Source organism: Kitasatospora sp. NPDC041917, assembly GCF_055589745.1.
This window is the reverse complement of record NZ_JBVJBI010000004.1, coordinates 296,652-312,485: the sequence shown is the minus strand read 5'-3', so window position 1 is coordinate 312,485 and position 15,834 is coordinate 296,652. Positions and strand designations below refer to the sequence as shown.

The window sequence follows — 15,834 nt, the reverse complement described above, 5'->3', positions numbered from 1 at the left end:
TCAGTACGGCAGCGCTCGTGGCGCCTCTTCCCCGCCGTCGAGCATACGTCTCCGTTCCGACACCCACTGCTCCGTCCGGGTCACGGCGGGGCGAGGAGGCGGCCCTACGGAACGCGGCGGCGCCGCCGGGGACCTGCCCCGACGGCGCCGCCCACACGTGTCCGGTCAGCCCCGGCGGCCCCAGCGACGGCCCTTGCCCTTGCCGTCGCCCTTGCCGTCACCCGTGCCGTCACCCTTGTCCTGTGCGTCCCCGCGGCCCTCGGGCCGCTCCGCGCCGCCCTGCGGGCCGCCGTACGGAGCGCCCTGGCCCTGACCGCCGTGCTCCCAGCGCGTCCATTCGTCGTGCGAGCCCAGCAGGGTGTCGGTGAGGCTCGGCAGGTCGTCCAGCGGCGTCTCCTCGGCCCACTCCGGCCTCGGCCGCTCGGCACCGGGCTGCGACCGCTCGGCCGTCGGCCCGGCGTCGACCACCGGCAGCTCGCGGGTGCTGTCCACCGGCTCCGCGCGCCGCGGCCCCTGCGCCGGCCGGCCCTCGGTGCGGCCTCCGGTACGGCCTCCGGCACGCTCCTCGGTGCGGCCCGGCTCAATCCGCGGCAGCACCTCGGTCCGGTCGGCCTCCGCCGGGACCCTCGGCAGCACGGCCGTCTCGTCCACCGCCGAGGCCGGCACCACCGGCAGCTTGGCGGTCTCGTCGACCGTACCGGCGGTTCCGCCGGCCGCCCGGCGCGCCTCGGCAGCCTCCGCGGCCTTGCGCGCCTCGGCGGCCTCAGCAGCCCGGACGGCCGCCTGCCGGTCCCGCGGCGAGAGCTCGCGCGTCGCCTCGTCCCCGAGCCCGCCCACCGGAGCCTGCGCCGCCGGCTGCGCCGCGTCCCGCGGGGCGCCCTTCGGGACGTCCCGGACCGCCCGCAGCTCCGTCGTCGTCTCCGCAGCCGACTCCCCGGCCACCGAACCCGACGCCGAACCCGAACCCGACGCCGAACCCGCGTCGGACGCCGGCCCCGAACCCGGCCGCGCCTCGGCCCGGCCCTCCGCGGACTCCGCCGCCGCAGCCGCGGCCGCGAGCGCGGCGGCCTGCGCCAGCCGCGCCTCCTCGGCCCGCTGGAGCGCCTCTTCCGCCCGGCGGCGCTGCTCCTCGCGGGCCAGCTCGCGCTGCCGCTGGAGCTCGGCCTGGGCGGCCGCCTCGTCGGCGATCCGCTGGCGCTCGGCGGCCTCGGCGGCCAGCCGGGCCTCCTCGGCCCTGCGCCGCTCGGCCTCCTGCTCGGCGCGACGCGCGGCCTCCTCCTCGGCCCTGCGGCGCGCTTCCTCCTCGGCCTTGCGCCGGGCCTCGGCGGCGGCCCGCTCGGCCTCCTCCTCGGCCAGCCGCTCCTTCTCCGCCTGCTCGGCCCGCAGCTGCGCCAGCACCTCCTGCCGCTTGCGCTCGGCGGCCTCCTCCTCGGCCTTCTTGCGGGCCTCCTCGGCGGCGCGGCGCTCGGCCTCCTCCTTGGCCAGCCGCTCCTGCTCGGCACGGGCGGCCTTCTCCTGCTCGGAGAGCGGCAGCTCGCGGTCGAGCCGGTGCCGGATGGCGGTGGTGACGAAGCCGGGGGCCTGGCTGCCGTCCACGACCAGGTAGCGCGCCGGGTCGGCGGCGGCGAGGGCGAGGAAGCCGGCCCGGACCCGCAGGTGGAACTCGGTGGGCTCGGACTCCAGCCGGTCCAGCGCCTCGGTGAAGCGCTCGCGGGCCTTGGTCGGGTCGACGTCCAGGACGACGGTCAGGTCGGGCAGCAGCCCGCCGGTGGCCCAGCGGGAGATCCGGGCGACCTCGGTCGCGGCCAGGTCGCGACCGGCGCCCTGGTAGGCGATGGAGGAGTCCATGTACCGGTCGGTGATCACCACGGCGCCGCGGGCGAGGGCCGGCCGGATGACGTTCTCGACGTGCTCGGCGCGGTCGGCGGCGTAGATCAGCGCCTCGGCGCGGTGCGACAGGCCGGTGTTGCCGACGTCCAGGACGAGGCCGCGCAGCCGCTGGCCGACCGGGCTGCCGCCGGGCTCGCGGGTGAGCACGACCTCGTGCCCCTTGCCGCGGATCCACTCGGCGAGCGCCTGGGCCTGGGTGGACTTGCCGGCGCCGTCGCCGCCCTCCAGGGCGATGAAGAAGCCGGTGCCCGCACCGAGGCGCGGAGCCGGGCCGCCCGGGCCGCGCACCGAGTCCACCAGGTCCCGGACGAACGGCGCGGTGCCGCGCCGGTCGTCGGTGCGCAGCAGCACGACCGCGGCGAGCACCAGCGTGAGCAGCCCGGAGGTGGCGACGGCCAGGGCCGCGCCGCCGTGGATGAAGGTGAAGGAACCGGGCTCGACGGTGCCGTACTCGACATCCCCGTAGGCGGCGGCGATCAGCGGGACGACGACCAGCGCGGCGGCGACCACGGTCCGGAGCACCGCGAACAGGTGCTCGGTGACCTTCGGCAGCCGGGCCTCCTCGACCTCCTGGGCGAGCAGGGTGCGTCCGGCCGAGATCACGATCCCCGCGGCCAGCCCGGCCAGCACGGTGAGCAGCAGGACCAGCACGAAGTCCAGCACCAGCCCGGCCAGGATCAGTGCGACGCCCTGGGTGAGCAGCGCCAGCGCGAGCAGCCGGCGGCGGGACAGCGAGGGCAGCGTGACCCGGGTGAGCCGGGCGCCCAGGGCGGGCGTCCCGGCGGCGGCGAGCACCAGCAGGCCGTAGCCGATCGGCCCGGCGCGGTGCTCGGCGGCGGTGAGCAGCGCGAGTGCGGCGACGCCCGCCATCGCGGCGTAGCCGGCCGCGACGGCGAAGGTGAAGTACGGGGCGCCGCCGGTGCGGCCCTTGCTCAGCGCGGGGCCGGGGGCGGCGTCGGTCGGGGCGCGCAGGCCCTGGAGCGGCGAGACCGGGGCGACGGACACCGGGCCGCCGGGCAACTGCTGGAGGTGGTCGCGGACCGCCGCGGCGGCGAACAGCCCGGCCGCGCCGAGCGCCGCGAAGGTGAGCTGGTGGGCGCGGAGCCAGTCGGAGCCGAGGGCCGCGCCGATGTTGTTGAGCAGGGTGAAGGCCACCAGGCCGAGCGCGCCGAGCGGCACGGTCACCCAGCCGGTGAAGCGGTCGATGCTCCGGACGCTCTCCAGGTTGGCCGCGGCCGGGCGCTGCTCGGCGACCGGCAGGTGCGGGTTGGCCGGAGGCAGCAGGCCGGGAACGGCGGCGGCCTTGGCGATCCCCCGGACCCGCTCGGCGGCACCGGTGACGAACACGGTGGCGAGCAGGGCGTAGGTGGCAGCCCCGGAGGGCTCGGCGGCGGAGCCCAGCCAGACGCTCCACCAGGGGGCGAGGCCGATCAGCAGGGCGCGCAGCACGTCGGCGCCGAACAGCGTCCAGCGCCGGTCCAGTCGGCCGGTGACCAGCCGGTGCACCGGGCCGAGCAGGGCGACGCCGACCAGGCCGGTCGCCAGCACCCGGACGGCGAGGACCGCGGCGAGGGCGAAGGCGAGGCTGCGCGGCAGGCTGCCGAACCGGTCGCCCTGGGCGGCGGCGATCACGGTGAGCGCGAGCAGCACCAGCAGGCCGAGCCGGTCGGCGGTGCCGCCGATCAGCTGGGTGGTCCACAGGCGCCGGTAGGCACGTGTCCGCAGCAGCGCCCGGGCCCGGTCCACCGGAGTCCCGGCGGGCGCGACCTCGGGCAGGTCGGACACCCCCGCTCTGGCGGCCGGGGCGCTGGGGGTGGGCTGCTCCTCGCTCGTCATACGGTCAGCGTAGCGGGCTGGGCCTGGCCGGAATGTGGCGAACGCGCTTCCGGATCGTGCTCATCACCGGGTTGTGACGTACCCCGCACAGACCCGACGGGCCTCGGGCCCGCCCCCCGGGATCGGGGGTGCGGGCCCGGCCGCGATGACCCGGGATCAGCCTTCTTCGGTGGCCGAGGCCTTGTCGGCCGCCGTCCTGCTCGTGGCGGTCTTCTTGGCCGCCGTCTTCTTCGCCGCCGCCGTCTTGGTGGTGGTGGTCTTCTTCGCGGCGGTCTTCTTCGCGGCCGCGGTCTTGGTCGCCGCGGTCTTGGCGGTGGTCGTCTTCTTGGCCGCGGCCTTCTTCGCCGGGGCCTTCTTCGCCGCCTTCTTCACCGGTCCGCGCGCCCGCTTCTCGGCGAGCAGCTCGTACCCGCGCTCCGGCGTGATGGTCTCGACGTCGTCGTCCTTGCGGAGCGTGGCGTTGGTCTCGCCGTCGGTCACGTACGGACCGAAGCGGCCGTCCTTGACCACCACCGGGCGCTCGCTGACCGGGTCGTTGCCCAGCTCCTTGAGCGGCGGGGCGGCGGCCGCCCGGCCGCGCTGCTTCGGCTGGGCGTAGATCGCCAGTGCCTCGTCGAGGGTGATCGTGAAGAGCTGGTCCTCGCTGGTGAGCGAACGGGAGTCGGTGCCGCGCTTGAGGTACGGGCCGTAGCGGCCGTTCTGCGCGGTGATCTCCGCACCCTCGGCGTCGGTGCCGACCACCCGGGGCAGCGAGAGCAGCCGCAGCGCGTCCTCCAGCGTGACGGTGTCCAGCGACATCGTCTTGAACAGCGAGGCGGTGCGCGGCTTGACCGCGTTCTTGCCGGTCTTCGGCGTGCCCTCGGGCAGGATCTCGGTCACGTACGGGCCGTAGCGGCCGTCCTTGGCGACCAGCATGTTGCCGCCGACCGGGTCCGGGCCGAGCTCGAAGTCGCCGCTGGGCTTGGCCAGCAGCTCCTCGGCCAGCTCGACGGTGAGCTCGTCCGGCGGCAGCTCGTCCGGGATGTCGGCACGCTGGCCCGGCTCGCCCTCGACGGTGGAGGCGCGCTCGACGTACGGGCCGTAGCGGCCGACCCGCAGGGTGATGTCGTCGCTGACCCTGAACGAGCTGATCTCCCGGGCGTCGATCGCGCCGAGGTCGGTGACCAGTTCCTTCAGGCCGCCCAGGTGGTCGCCGTCGCCGTTGCCGGCCTCGGCGGCGCCGCCCGCGGCGTGGCCCTCGCCCTCGCCGAAGTAGAAGCGCTTCAGCCACGGCACGGACTGCGCCTCACCGGCGGCGATCCGGTCGAGGTCGTCCTCCATCTTGGCGGTGAAGTCGTAGTCGACCAGTCGGCCGAAGTGCTTCTCCAGCAGGTTGACCACGGCGAAGGAGAGGAAGGACGGGACGAGCGCCGTCCCCTTCTTGAAGACGTACCGGCGCTGGATGATCGTGTCGATGATCGACGCGTAGGTGGAGGGGCGGCCGATCTCCCGGTCCTCCAGCTCCTTGACCAGCGAGGCCTCGGTGTAGCGGGCCGGCGGCTTGGTAGCGTGGCCCTCCGGGGTGATCCGCTCGGCGGCCAGCGGGTCGCCCTGGACGACCTGCGGCAGCCGGCGCTCGCGGTCGTCGAGCTCCGCGTTCGGGTCGTCGGCGCCCTCGACGTAGGCCTTGAGGAAGCCGTGGAAGGTGATGATCTTGCCGGTGGCCGAGAACTCGACGTCCCGGCCGTCGGCGGAGGTGCCGCCGACCCGGACGGTGACGGACTGGCCGACCGCGTCCTTCATCTGGGAGGCGACGGTGCGCATCCAGATCAGCTCGTACAGCTTGAAGTCGTCACCGGTCAGGCCGGTCTCGGCGGGGGTGCGGAAACGGTCGCCGGACGGGCGGACGGCCTCGTGCGCCTCCTGCGCGTTCTTCACCTTGCTGGCGTAGGTGCGCGGGGCGTCCGGCAGGTAGTCCGCACCGTACAGCTGGGTGACCTGGGCCCGGGCGGCGGTGATCGCGGTGTCCGACAGCGTGGTGGAGTCGGTACGCATATAGGTGATGAAGCCGTTCTCGTACAGCTTCTGGGCCACCTGCATGGTCCGCTTGGCGCCGAAGCCCAGCTTGCGGCTGGCCTCCTGCTGGAGCGTCGTGGTGCGGAACGGCGCGTACGGCGAGCGGCGGTACGGCTTGGACTCGACGCTGCGGACGCCGAACGCCGTCTGCTCCAGGGCGGCGGCCAGCTGACGGGCCGCCTGCTCGTCCAGGTGCAGGGTGTTCGCGCTGGCGGCCTTCAGCCGGCCGTCCTGGCCGAAGTCGCGGCCGCTGGCGATCCGCTTGCCGTCGACGGAGGCCAGCCGGGCGCCGAAGGTCTCCGGGTTGGCGGCGTCGGCCGGGGTGCGGCCGGTGCCGAAGGTGCCGACCAGGTCCCAGTACGAAGCGGCGCGGAAGGCCATCCGCTCGCGCTCGCGCTCGACCACCAGTCGGGTGGCGACGGACTGCACCCGGCCCGCCGACAGCTTCGGCATGACCTTCTTCCACAGCACCGGCGAGACCTCGAAGCCGTACAGCCGGTCGAGGATGCGGCGGGTCTCCTGGGCGTCGACCAGTCGCTGGTTGAGCTCGCGCGGGTTGGCCACGGCCTCCTGGATCGCCGACTTGGTGATCTCGTGGAACACCATGCGGTGCACCGGCACCTTGGGCTTGAGCACCTGCTGGAGGTGCCACGCGATGGCCTCGCCCTCGCGGTCCTCATCGGTGGCGAGGAAGAGCTCGTCGGACTCCGCGAGCAGCGACTTCAACTTGCTGACCTGGGACTTCTTGTCCGCGTTGACCACGTAGATGGGCGCGAAGTCATGGTCGACGTCCACCCCGAGGCGCCGCACCTCGCCGGTGTACTTGTCCGGCACCTCGGCCGCGGTGCTGGGGAGGTCGCGGATGTGCCCGACGCTCGCCTCGACGATGTAGCCGGGGCCCAGGTAGCCCTTGATCGTCTTCGCCTTGGCCGGCGACTCGACAATGACGAGTCGCTGTCCGTGCGCGGTCTCGCTGCTCGGGGACACCTTCGCTCTTCTCTCCCGGTCCTTATGTGGCTGGTCGGCGCCGGCAGCACGGGCTGCACTCCGCCCGACCCCTCCACCGCCCCGGGGCTGCCGCGGCACGACACCCCCACCAGCGGAGTGTGACCGTACCCCGGCCACCCTTGTCAAACGGACGGATCCCGCTTTTTCACTTGCCGGGCTCACCGACGCCACTCGAACGGTAACCCGATGACGGAGGTTCGCGCCCCGCGGAGGGGGGCCTTCGGCAGGTTCCGGAGGATGGAATGACGGATTTCAAGATCTGTCAACGGAAAATCGACGGGTTCTCGCGGGGCGGGGGCGGGGCGGAGCGAGGCGGGGGCGGGGCTCAGCCGCCGGCCACGGCCAGGAGCCCGGCGCCCGCCGCCAGGCAGCCCATGCCCAGGACGCTCCACAGCAGGTCCACGACGGCGGCCCGCCCGACCTCGCCCGCGGCCAGCACCACCCGGCTCGGGCGCTGCGGGTCGTAACAGATCCGCACCGAGGCTCCGGGCGCGAAGCGGTCCGGACGGCGCAGCGGGGTGTGCCCCCGCGGACGGGCGATGACCAGCCCGGCGATCCCGCACGCGCCGGCGCCGCCGACCGAGGGCGGCACCGAGAAGGAGAGCAGCGGAGCACTGTCCAGCTGGCCGTGCACGTCGTCCTCGGCCATCACGGTGGCCAACGCCGCCGCCCCCCGGCGGCGCACCCGCAGGCGCAAGCCCACCTCGGCGGCGCACCAGAGCAGCAGCACGCCACCGAAGAGGGCGAGCACCGACCCGCCCACCATCGCCGTCGTCGTGTCCACCCCTGGCCCCCGGCTCCCCAGCTCTGTCCACAGCCTGTGGACAGAGCTTCACAGTGGAGAGCCAACGGGAGACTGCCACCCGGCGGCGGCCGGACGAACCAGGGGGTACGGGCGAGTGAACCGGTCAGGTCTCGGCGGGTGCGGTCACGGAGGGCCGGGGTCCGGGCACGGCGCAACCGGGCACGGCGCAACCGGGCACGGTGAATCCGGCCACGGAGGGCCGGGACGCGTCGGGACGGGCCGGGCCGCGCCGGGACGCGTCGGGACGCGCCGGGTCGGGACGCGTCGGGCCGCGCCGGGTCGGGCCTCAGCGGACCGGGTCGATGAACCCCTGCTCGGTCAGCAGGCGCAGCGACTCCGGCACCCGGTCCCGCAGGACCACCCGGTCCTCGCCGAGCAGCTGCGCGATGGCGTCCACGATCTCGCCCGCCGACAGCGTCCCGTCGCAGACCCCGACGAACCCGGCGCCCACGGTGTCCACCTTGGTGGCGCGCCGCATGCCCCGGTTGTGACGCAGGATCACGTGCTCCGGGTCCTCCGCGCCCGGCGCGCCGACCTGCTCCTGGACCACCTCGTCGGCCAGCACGTAGCGGGCCGCGAGCAGGCCCGCGTCGTCGTGCGAGCGGAGGAAGTCCTGCCGGTCGAACCAGGCCTCGATGTGCGGGCCCAGCGGCTGCTCCACCGGGTGCGGCCACTCCTCCACCCGGACGGTCGGACGCTCGGCGCCGCTCGCCCGCAGGGTGATCCAGCCCATCCCGATGCCCTCGACCCGGCCCGCCTCGAAGGCGTCCAGCCACTCGCCGTACCGGGCCTGGTAGTCGCCGCCGGGGCCGCGGTGGTCACCGCCGTCGCGCAGCCACAACTCGGCGTACTGGGCCACGTCCTGGACCTCGCGCTGGACGACCCAGGCGTCCAGGCCGGTGCCCGCGACCCAGCCGGCCAGCCTCTCCTGCCAGTCCTCGCCCTTGACGTGCTGCCAGTTGGCGAGGAGCTGGCAGTAGCCGCCGGGCTCCAGGTGGTCGGCGGCCGAGCGGACCAGGCTGCGGCACAGGTCGTCCCCGGCCATGCCGCCGTCGCGGTAGGTGAACCGGCCGCCCGGCGAGATGACGAACGGCGGGTTGGAGACGATCAGGTCGAACTTCCGCTCCCCGACCGGCTCGAAGAGGCTTCCGGTGGACACCTCGGTGTTGTCGAAACCGGACAGTGCCAGGGTCAGCTCGGTGAAGCGCAGCGCGCGCGGATTGAGGTCCGTGGCGGTGACGGTCCCGGCGTGGCGGGCCGCGTGCAGCGCCTGGACACCGGAGCCCGAACCGAGGTCCAGCGCGGCCCGGACGGGACGGCGCACGGTGATGTTGGCCAGCGTGGTGGAGGCACCGCCGACGCCCAGCACCAGGTCCTTGCGGGCCACCCCGTGCGCGGTCTCACCGGAGCCGATGCCGCCCGCGCCGCCCACCGCGCAGCCCAGGTCGGAGACCACCCAGGCATCCGAACTGGGCATCCCGGCCACCTCGTTGGCGTACGGCCGGACGTCGACGGTGGCGCGCACCAGATCGCCGTCGGGGCGCAGCCAGCCGTCCGCCAGGCAGTCCTCCACCGGCAGCGCGGCGGCGGCCGCCCGGTACGGGACCGGCTGCTGGAGCAGGAACAGCCGCACCAGCGTCTCCAGCGGGCTGCCACCGCGGGTCGCCCGCAGTGCCGGGACCGCCTCGCTGCGGGCCAACGCCGAATAGCCGATGGGCCCGAGCAGGTCCAGGCACCCGTCGGCGGTGAACGAGGCGGCGAGCAGCGCCTCGCGGAACTTGGCGAGGCGGGTCGGGTCGAGAACGGGGCTACTGATCACCCCGCCATTGTCCCCCGGCGCCCACCCCGCGGCCGCCGCTGCGTCCCGCGGCCATCGGACGGAAGCCCGCACCACCACGCACGCCCCCGGGAGCCACCGCGCGCCGCCCTGCCGGGGGCGCCGAGTCGTTCGACAGCGGCGGCCGGCGGCGGCTCGCAGCGGCTCGCGGAGGCGGCTCGCGGTCACGGGGTCGGCGGCGGGCAGCGCCGGCGGCTCCACGAGGGCGCCCCGGCCCGCGTGACTTCGTCATGACCGACGCGCCGCCCCTCACCAGCCGGTCCCGGGCCGGGGACGGGCCGGTTTCGGGGGCGGGCGCGTCGGATCGTGCGGTCCGCCGGGGGGCTCAGCTCGCGCTGGGGGCGGGGTTCGCCGGGGTGCCGGCCGGGGCGGACGGAGCGGTGGTCGCGCCGGCAGCGGCCGGGCTCGCACTGTCGGTCGCGCCGGGCGCCGGGGTGGTGGCCGGGGCGCCCGGGGTGTCGGTGGCGCCGGGGGCGGGGGTCGTTCCCGCACCGCCCGGGGCCGGGGTGCCGCTCGCGCCGGCACCCGCACCACCGGTGGCACCACCGGTGGCACCGCCGGTCGGGGCGGTGGTCGGGGACGGCTTGCAGCCCTCCTGCTTGGCCATCGCCGCGCCGAGATCGCCGCGCTGGAGCTTGCTCTGCGCCTGGGTGGAGAGCGAGGCCAGCTGCTGCACCTGGTCGGCCACGCTGCGCAGCCCGTCGGCGAACTTGGCCTGGTCGGTGTTGGGCAGCGCGTCCAGCTTCTTCTGGACCTCGACGTAGCCGTCGGCCGCCTTCTTCAGCTCGTCGACGGTGTCCTTCTGGAGGGTCGCGCCGTCCTGCACCTTGGGCGCCCCGGCACCGTCGATGGCGGCGGCTATGTCCTGGTTGGTCTTGGCCAGCCGCCCGATGTCCGTGGAGAGCCGCTTCTGGAGGTCGGCGGGGACTTCGCCGGTCTTCACCTGGCCGGTGTCGGCGAGCGCGGCCTGCGCCTGGGAGATCGGGTCCTTGGCGGCGCCGCAGACGGTCGACGCCCAGGACTCCAGCTGCTTGCTGTTGTTGTCGTCGCCGCCACAGCCGACGGCACCGAACGCGAGCAGCACGCCGAGGGCGGGTACGGCCAGCAGTCGCTTGTTCACCGGGAGGAGCCTTTCGGTTTCGGTCGTCATCGGTCGTCGAACCTACACGGCCGGTGTCCGTTCCCCGATTTCCGGTTTCCCTCCCCCGCTGCCTGCCGCCCGCTGCCCGTGCCGATGCTCGATGTCATGCGGGATCGCTGCCGAACGGGATCGCTGTCGAGCGGAACGACGGGCGAGGTCGGCCGCTGCTGCTGCGCCGGCAGAGGAGGGCGCGTCCTCGCACAGCCGGCCTACGGGCATGCCGACGCGGACCTCCTCGCCCCGGGTGCCCGCCGACGGCCGACCGGCAGCTCGGCCCGGAACGCTTCGGAGGTCGAGGCGGCTGCCGATGTCCCGGCGGCCTGCCCGGTCGTCCGGGTGACGGGATGCGAACCCACCCGGACGCCGTCCATCGCGACGAGGCCCGATCGACGAGTGGACCCGGTCGTCCGGGAGCAGCCGACCGCCGGGATAACCACGCGTCGACGCCCTGCCCGGGAGCCGGGCTCCAGCCCTCGCGGGCGTGCGGAAGCGCGAAAGCGGCGCCGGCGGCGCCTCAGACCGCGACGGAGGGGACCGAGACCGGCCAGCTCATCCGGATCAGGCCACCGTCCGTGCCGTTGGTGACCTCCAGGTCCTCGACCAGGCCGGTGATCACGGCGAGGCCCAGGGTGTCCTCGTCCGGGTCGCCGCCCACGGCGGCGCCGGAGGCCGGGACGGCGGCGGCGCCGGCCTCGTCCTCGACCTCGATGAGGAAACGCTTCTCCTGATCGGTCAGCGCGACCCGGACCGTGCCGCCGATGCCGCCGCGCTGGTGCAGCCCGACTGCGCGGGAGCACGCCTCGCCGACCGCGAGCCGGACCTCGTCGAGCACCGACTCGTCGACCCCGGCCCGTCTGGCGACGGCCGCGGCGACCAGTCGGGCCGTCCGCACATGCTCGGGAAGCGCGCTGAATCGAAGTTCGACGGTTGCCATCTCTCCCCCTCGGGGTGCTCCGACCGGGGCCGGAGGTCCGGCCCCTGCGGGCCGGCGGAACCGGCCCAGGGGCGTCCGTGGACGCACCGGGCCGCACGGACCCGGGCTCCCGGACGCGAGGAAACGAGCGGGCCGGCCACCCGGGCCGGCCCGGCCGCGTCAGTCGGTCGCGTTGACCGCGTCGTCCACCGAGGTGTGGATCGGGAAGACCTTGGTCAGGCCGGTGATGCGGAAGATCTTCAGGATGCGCTCCTGGTTGCAGACGAGGCGCAGCGAGCCCTCGTGGGCGCGCACCCGCTTCAGACCGCCGACCAGCACACCGAGGCCGGTCGAGTCGAGGAAGTCGACGCCCTCCATGTCGACGACGAGGTGGTACTTGCCGTCGTTGACGAGCTCGACCAGCTGCTCCCGCAGCTTCGGGGCGGTGTACACATCGATCTCGCCGCCAACCTCGACGACCGTACGATCGCCGACTGAACGGGTCGACAGGGACAGGTCCACGGAACCTCCAGCACCTTGCCTTGCTACGTCATGTGCGATCCTCGGCCGGACGGCCGCCACCGCATGGTCGCGAGCCCGGGCGCGCCCCGCCAACGCGTGGCAAGCCTCAGCGCTGCGACCCACGGCCATACGGCCGTCACGGCCACATTCAACCACCTGCGGCCATGCCCGCACGATGGCTTACGACGATTCTCCGTCACGCCGGTGACACACTGGGTCCCCATGCCGCCCCGACACAGCCCGCCCGAGGCACTGCTCACGACCCTGGCCACCGGCCGGGGGCGGTCCGACCGGCTCACCCATACGGAGCACCTTCCCGCCCGACCTGCACGTTATTCACCGTGGCCGGACTCGATCCGTCCGGAGGTCGTGGCCGCGGCGCGCGCCCTCGGGGTGGAACAGCCGTGGGCGCACCAGGCAGAAGCGATGAATCTGGCCAAAAGCGGCCAGACTGTGGTGATCGCCACAGGCACCGCCTCGGGCAAGTCGCTGGGCTATCTGGCACCGGTGCTCACCGACCTCCTCGACGGCACCGAGGCCCGCAACGGCCGCGGCGCCACCGCGCTCTACCTGGCTCCGACCAAGGCGCTCGCCGCCGACCAGCGCCGCCGGGCGGCCGAACTCGCCCCGCCGAGGGTCCGCGCCGCCCTGTACGACGGCGACACCCCGACCGAGGAGCGCGAGTGGGTCCGCCAGTACGCCTCCTACGTGCTCACCAACCCGGACATGCTCCACCGGGGCATCCTGCCCGGCCACGCCCGCTGGTCCTCCTTCCTCAAGGCCTTGCGTTACGTGGTCGTCGACGAATGCCACAGCTACCGGGGCGTGTTCGGCTCGCACGTCGCACAGGTGCTGCGACGGCTGCGCCGCATCTGCGCCCGTTACGGCTCGTCACCCACCTTCCTGCTGGCCTCCGCCACCACCGCCGACCCGGCCGCGACCGCCCGGCGGCTGACCGGCCTGCCCGCCGTCGCCGTCACCGAGGACGCCTCGCCGCGCGGGCCGATGGTCTTCGGCCTCTGGGAGCCGCCGCTCACCGAGAACGTCGGCGAGCACGGCGCGCCCGTGCGCCGCACCGCGACCGCCGAGGCCGCGAACCTGCTGACCGACCTGGTCGAGCGGGAGATCCGCACCGTCGTCTTCGTCCGCTCCCGGCGTGCCGCCGAGCTCGTGGCGCTCCAGGCCCAGGACCAGCTCGACCGCCCGCTCGCCGGACGGGTGGCCGCCTACCGCGGCGGCTACCTCGCCGACGAACGCCGCGCCCTGGAACGCGATCTGCACACCGGCCGACTGCTCGGCCTCGCCTCCACCTCCGCTCTCGAACTGGGCGTCGACATCTCCGGCCTCGACGCCGTCCTGATGGCCGGCTACCCCGGCACCCGGGCCTCGCTCTGGCAGCAGGCGGGCCGGGCCGGCCGGGAGGCCCAGGGCGCGCTGGCCGTGCTGATCGCCCGGGACGACCCGCTGGACACCTACCTGGTGCACCACCCGGAGGCGCTGTTCGCGGCGCCCGTCGAGGCCACCGTGCTCGACCCCGACAACCCGCACGTGCTCGCCCCGCACCTGTGCGCGGCGGCAGCCGAACTCCCGCTCACCGATGCCGACCTGGAACTGTTCGGGCCGTCCACCGCGCCGCTGCTCCCGGTCCTGGAACGGCGCGGCCTGCTGCGCCGGCGCAGTGACGGCTCCTGGTACTGGACCCGTCGCGAACGCGCGGCCGACGCGGTGGACCTGCGCGGCAGCGGCGGCCGTCCGGTTCAGATCGTCGAGGCCGACACCGGCCGCCTGCTCGGCACGGTGGACGCCGCGGCCGCCCACACCAGCGTCCACACCGGGGCCGTGCACCTCCACCAGGGCCGCACCTACCTGGTCCGGGAGTTCGACCTGGAGAACTCCGTGGCCCTGGTCGAACCGGCCGACCCGCCGTACACCACGGCCGCCCGCGACATCACCTCCGTCTCCGTCCTGGACACCGACACCACCGTGGAATGGGGCGAGGGCCGGCTCAGCTTCGGCTCGGTGGAGGTGGTCAACCAGGTGGTCGGCTACCTCCGCAAGCGGATCTCCACCGGGGAGATCATGGGCGAGACCAAGCTCGACCTGCCGCCCCGCACGCTGCGCACCCGCGCGGTCTGGTGGACCGTCACCGAGGACCAGCTGCTCGACGCGGACATCCCGCCCGACCAGTTGCCCGGCGCCGCCCACGCCGCCGAGCACGCCTCGATCGGACTGCTGCCGCTGTTCGCCACCTGCGACCGGTGGGACATCGGCGGCGTCTCCGTCCCGCTGCACCCGGACACCGGCCTGCCGACCGTGTTCGTCTACGACGGCCATCCGGGCGGGGCCGGCTTCGCCGAACGGGGCTTCCGGCGGGCGGTCCAGTGGCTGACGGCCACCCGGACGGCGATCGCCTCCTGCGAGTGCGAGCGCGGCTGCCCGTCCTGCGTCCAGTCGCCCAAGTGCGGCAACGGGAACGACCCGCTGGACAAGGCCGCCGCCGTCCGGCTCCTGGACGTCCTGCTGGCCGGGGCCGCCGGAGCCGCGGAGACGCAGGACGGACGGGAGGCGCCCGACGGCCCGGAGACTCCGGACGCTTCGGATGCTTCGGAGACGAGCGCCGGTCCGGAGGCGCCAGGCGCGCCGGAGGCGGCCCCGGGACCGGACGGTGGAGCGCCGGCCCGTTCATGAGACCGCCGCCGCACTCGGGGCTCCGCTCGGAGCTTCGCTCGGATCCCCGACCGGCCCGGCGTCCGGCACGTCCTCGGGACCGGTGACCGGGGCCCGTACCGGCCCGGCCCGGGCCCTCGCCCGTGCCGGGCCGACCGGCAGTCGGGCCGGGAGCCCGCGGACGTCCACCTCGGCCACCACCTCGACGGCGTCCGCCGACCGGTCGACCGCACAGGACACCAGTCCGGCGCCCTGAGCGGCGGCGATCGCGGCGGCCCGGGCGCAACCGCCGTCCCGGTCCAGCAGCAGCCGGTCCGCCGCGGCGAGGGCCGCGAGGTCGGCCGCCGACTCGGCCCGGTGCCGGGAGGCGACCACCGAGCCGACCGCGATCGTCCCGGCGAACACCGCCGTTCCCAGCATCGCCAGGGCCAGCAGCCAGACCGTCGCGGAGCCGGCGTCCGGCCCTCGCCCGCCCGCCGCGACGGCTCGGGCCGCACGGGCGCGTGCCACCCGCTCCGCCGTCTCCCCCAGCCCGGTCAGGACGGCCATGGACCACCACCTCCCGCCGTGACCGCCACCAGGACGTCCTCCCGCGCCGCCACGGCCGCCGCACTGAGCCGGACGGCGAGCAACCCGCCGAGCCTTCCCGGCCCCGCGCACGGCGCCTCCACCTCGACCCGCACCGTGTCGGCCGCCAAGGCCACCCGGACCTGCGCGCCCGCCGGTGCCGCCGCGCGGGCGAGTTCGGCGGCGTCCGTCTCCCCGCGTGCGGCCGCCCTGGCACCGACCCGGGCGGCGTCCACGCAGCGGATCTGCGTGGACGCCGCGAGCACTCCCCAGATCAGCATCGCCGCGAGCAGGACGAGCGCCGGCAGCGCCACCGCCGTCTCCGCGGTGACGAAGCCCGCGTCGCCGCACGGCCGCAGCGGCCATGCCCGGCCGGCGCCGCGCTCCCCGGCCCGGCCGGAAGCCGTCCTCAGCCTCCTGTCACCCACCGGGAGCGCGGGCGGGGCGGCGTCGAGGAGCGTGCCGCGCGCGGCGGTGGCGGGAGCGCCTCCCGGCCGCCGGGCCGAGGACCGTCGGCGTTCGACGACCACCCCGCGGGGTGCTCCTGCCCACCGGGGCCTCCCGGCCCCTGCCGGCCGACCGGCAGGAGTTCG

At 75.1% G+C, this 15,834-nt stretch carries 10 protein-coding genes; 1 reads left to right on the top strand and 9 read right to left on the bottom strand.

Annotated elements, in window-relative coordinates:
- Positions 1 to 165 precede the first annotated feature (165 nt).
- The 7 genes from tmk to bldG all read right to left on the bottom strand — a co-directional run bounded on the left by tmk (position 166) and on the right by bldG (position 12,007).
- Positions 166 to 3,726: a dTMP kinase gene (gene tmk / locus ACZ6EM_RS07145; protein WP_465771887.1), complete on the bottom strand. Its 3,561-nt coding sequence runs from the start codon at positions 3,724 to 3,726 to the stop codon at positions 166 to 168.
- Positions 3,727 to 3,882: 156 nt separating this feature from the next.
- Complete coding sequence (gene topA, locus ACZ6EM_RS07140; protein ID WP_401054865.1) at positions 3,883 to 6,768, bottom strand: type I DNA topoisomerase; 2,886 nt, start codon at positions 6,766 to 6,768, stop codon at positions 3,883 to 3,885.
- Between the two features lie 346 nt (positions 6,769 to 7,114).
- Positions 7,115 to 7,573 carry a DUF3592 domain-containing protein gene (locus ACZ6EM_RS07135; RefSeq protein WP_401054912.1) on the bottom strand — a complete coding sequence of 153 codons (459 nt, stop codon included), beginning with the start codon at positions 7,571 to 7,573 and terminating at the stop codon, positions 7,115 to 7,117.
- 307 nt (positions 7,574 to 7,880) lie between these two features.
- A complete protein-coding gene (locus tag ACZ6EM_RS07130; RefSeq protein ID WP_465771886.1) occupies positions 7,881 to 9,413 on the bottom strand; it encodes a DUF7059 domain-containing protein in 1,533 nt (510 codons plus the stop codon).
- Positions 9,414 to 9,756: 343 nt separating this feature from the next.
- Positions 9,757 to 10,551: a hypothetical protein gene (locus ACZ6EM_RS07125; protein ID WP_465771885.1), complete on the bottom strand. Its 795-nt coding sequence runs from the start codon at positions 10,549 to 10,551 to the stop codon at positions 9,757 to 9,759.
- A gap of 535 nt (positions 10,552 to 11,086) precedes the next feature.
- On the bottom strand, positions 11,087 to 11,506 hold the full coding sequence (locus ACZ6EM_RS07120; protein ID WP_401056055.1) for an ATP-binding protein: 420 nt from the start codon (positions 11,504 to 11,506) through the stop codon (positions 11,087 to 11,089).
- A gap of 159 nt (positions 11,507 to 11,665) precedes the next feature.
- Positions 11,666 to 12,007 (bottom strand): anti-sigma factor antagonist BldG, encoded by a 342-nt coding sequence (gene bldG, locus ACZ6EM_RS07115; RefSeq protein ID WP_049659132.1) that lies wholly within the window; start codon positions 12,005 to 12,007, stop codon positions 11,666 to 11,668.
- Between the two features lie 222 nt (positions 12,008 to 12,229).
- On the opposite strand from bldG, the gene ACZ6EM_RS07110 reads away from it, so the two are divergent.
- A complete protein-coding gene (locus tag ACZ6EM_RS07110) occupies positions 12,230 to 14,695 on the top strand; it encodes a DEAD/DEAH box helicase (RefSeq protein WP_452178793.1) in 2,466 nt (821 codons plus the stop codon).
- Here ACZ6EM_RS07110 and ACZ6EM_RS07105 read toward each other — a convergent pair.
- Together ACZ6EM_RS07105 and ACZ6EM_RS07100 are read right to left on the bottom strand one after the other, a co-directional pair.
- On the bottom strand, positions 14,690 to 15,223 hold the full coding sequence (locus ACZ6EM_RS07105; RefSeq protein ID WP_465771884.1) for an Rv3654c family TadE-like protein: 534 nt from the start codon (positions 15,221 to 15,223) through the stop codon (positions 14,690 to 14,692). The two genes, ACZ6EM_RS07110 and ACZ6EM_RS07105, sit on opposite strands and share 6 nt — an antisense overlap.
- On the bottom strand, positions 15,211 to 15,771 hold the full coding sequence (locus ACZ6EM_RS07100) for a TadE family type IV pilus minor pilin (RefSeq protein WP_452178791.1): 561 nt from the start codon (positions 15,769 to 15,771) through the stop codon (positions 15,211 to 15,213). The genes ACZ6EM_RS07105 and ACZ6EM_RS07100 overlap by 13 nt, the downstream gene beginning before the upstream one ends.
- Positions 15,772 to 15,834 lie beyond the last annotated feature (63 nt).

Bases quoted from the DNA above. Each gene is read 5' to 3' on its own strand.
- tmk (WP_465771887.1), bottom strand. From the start codon at position 3,726: ATGACGAGCGAGGAGCAGCCCACCCCCAGCGCCCCGGCCGCCAGAGCG.
- ACZ6EM_RS07110 (WP_452178793.1), top strand. From the start codon at position 12,230: ATGCCGCCCCGACACAGCCCGCCCGAGGCACTGCTCACGACCCTGGCC.
- ACZ6EM_RS07120 (WP_401056055.1), bottom strand. From the start codon at position 11,506: ATGGCAACCGTCGAACTTCGATTCAGCGCGCTTCCCGAGCATGTGCGG.
- ACZ6EM_RS07105 (WP_465771884.1), bottom strand. From the start codon at position 15,223: ATGGCCGTCCTGACCGGGCTGGGGGAGACGGCGGAGCGGGTGGCACGC.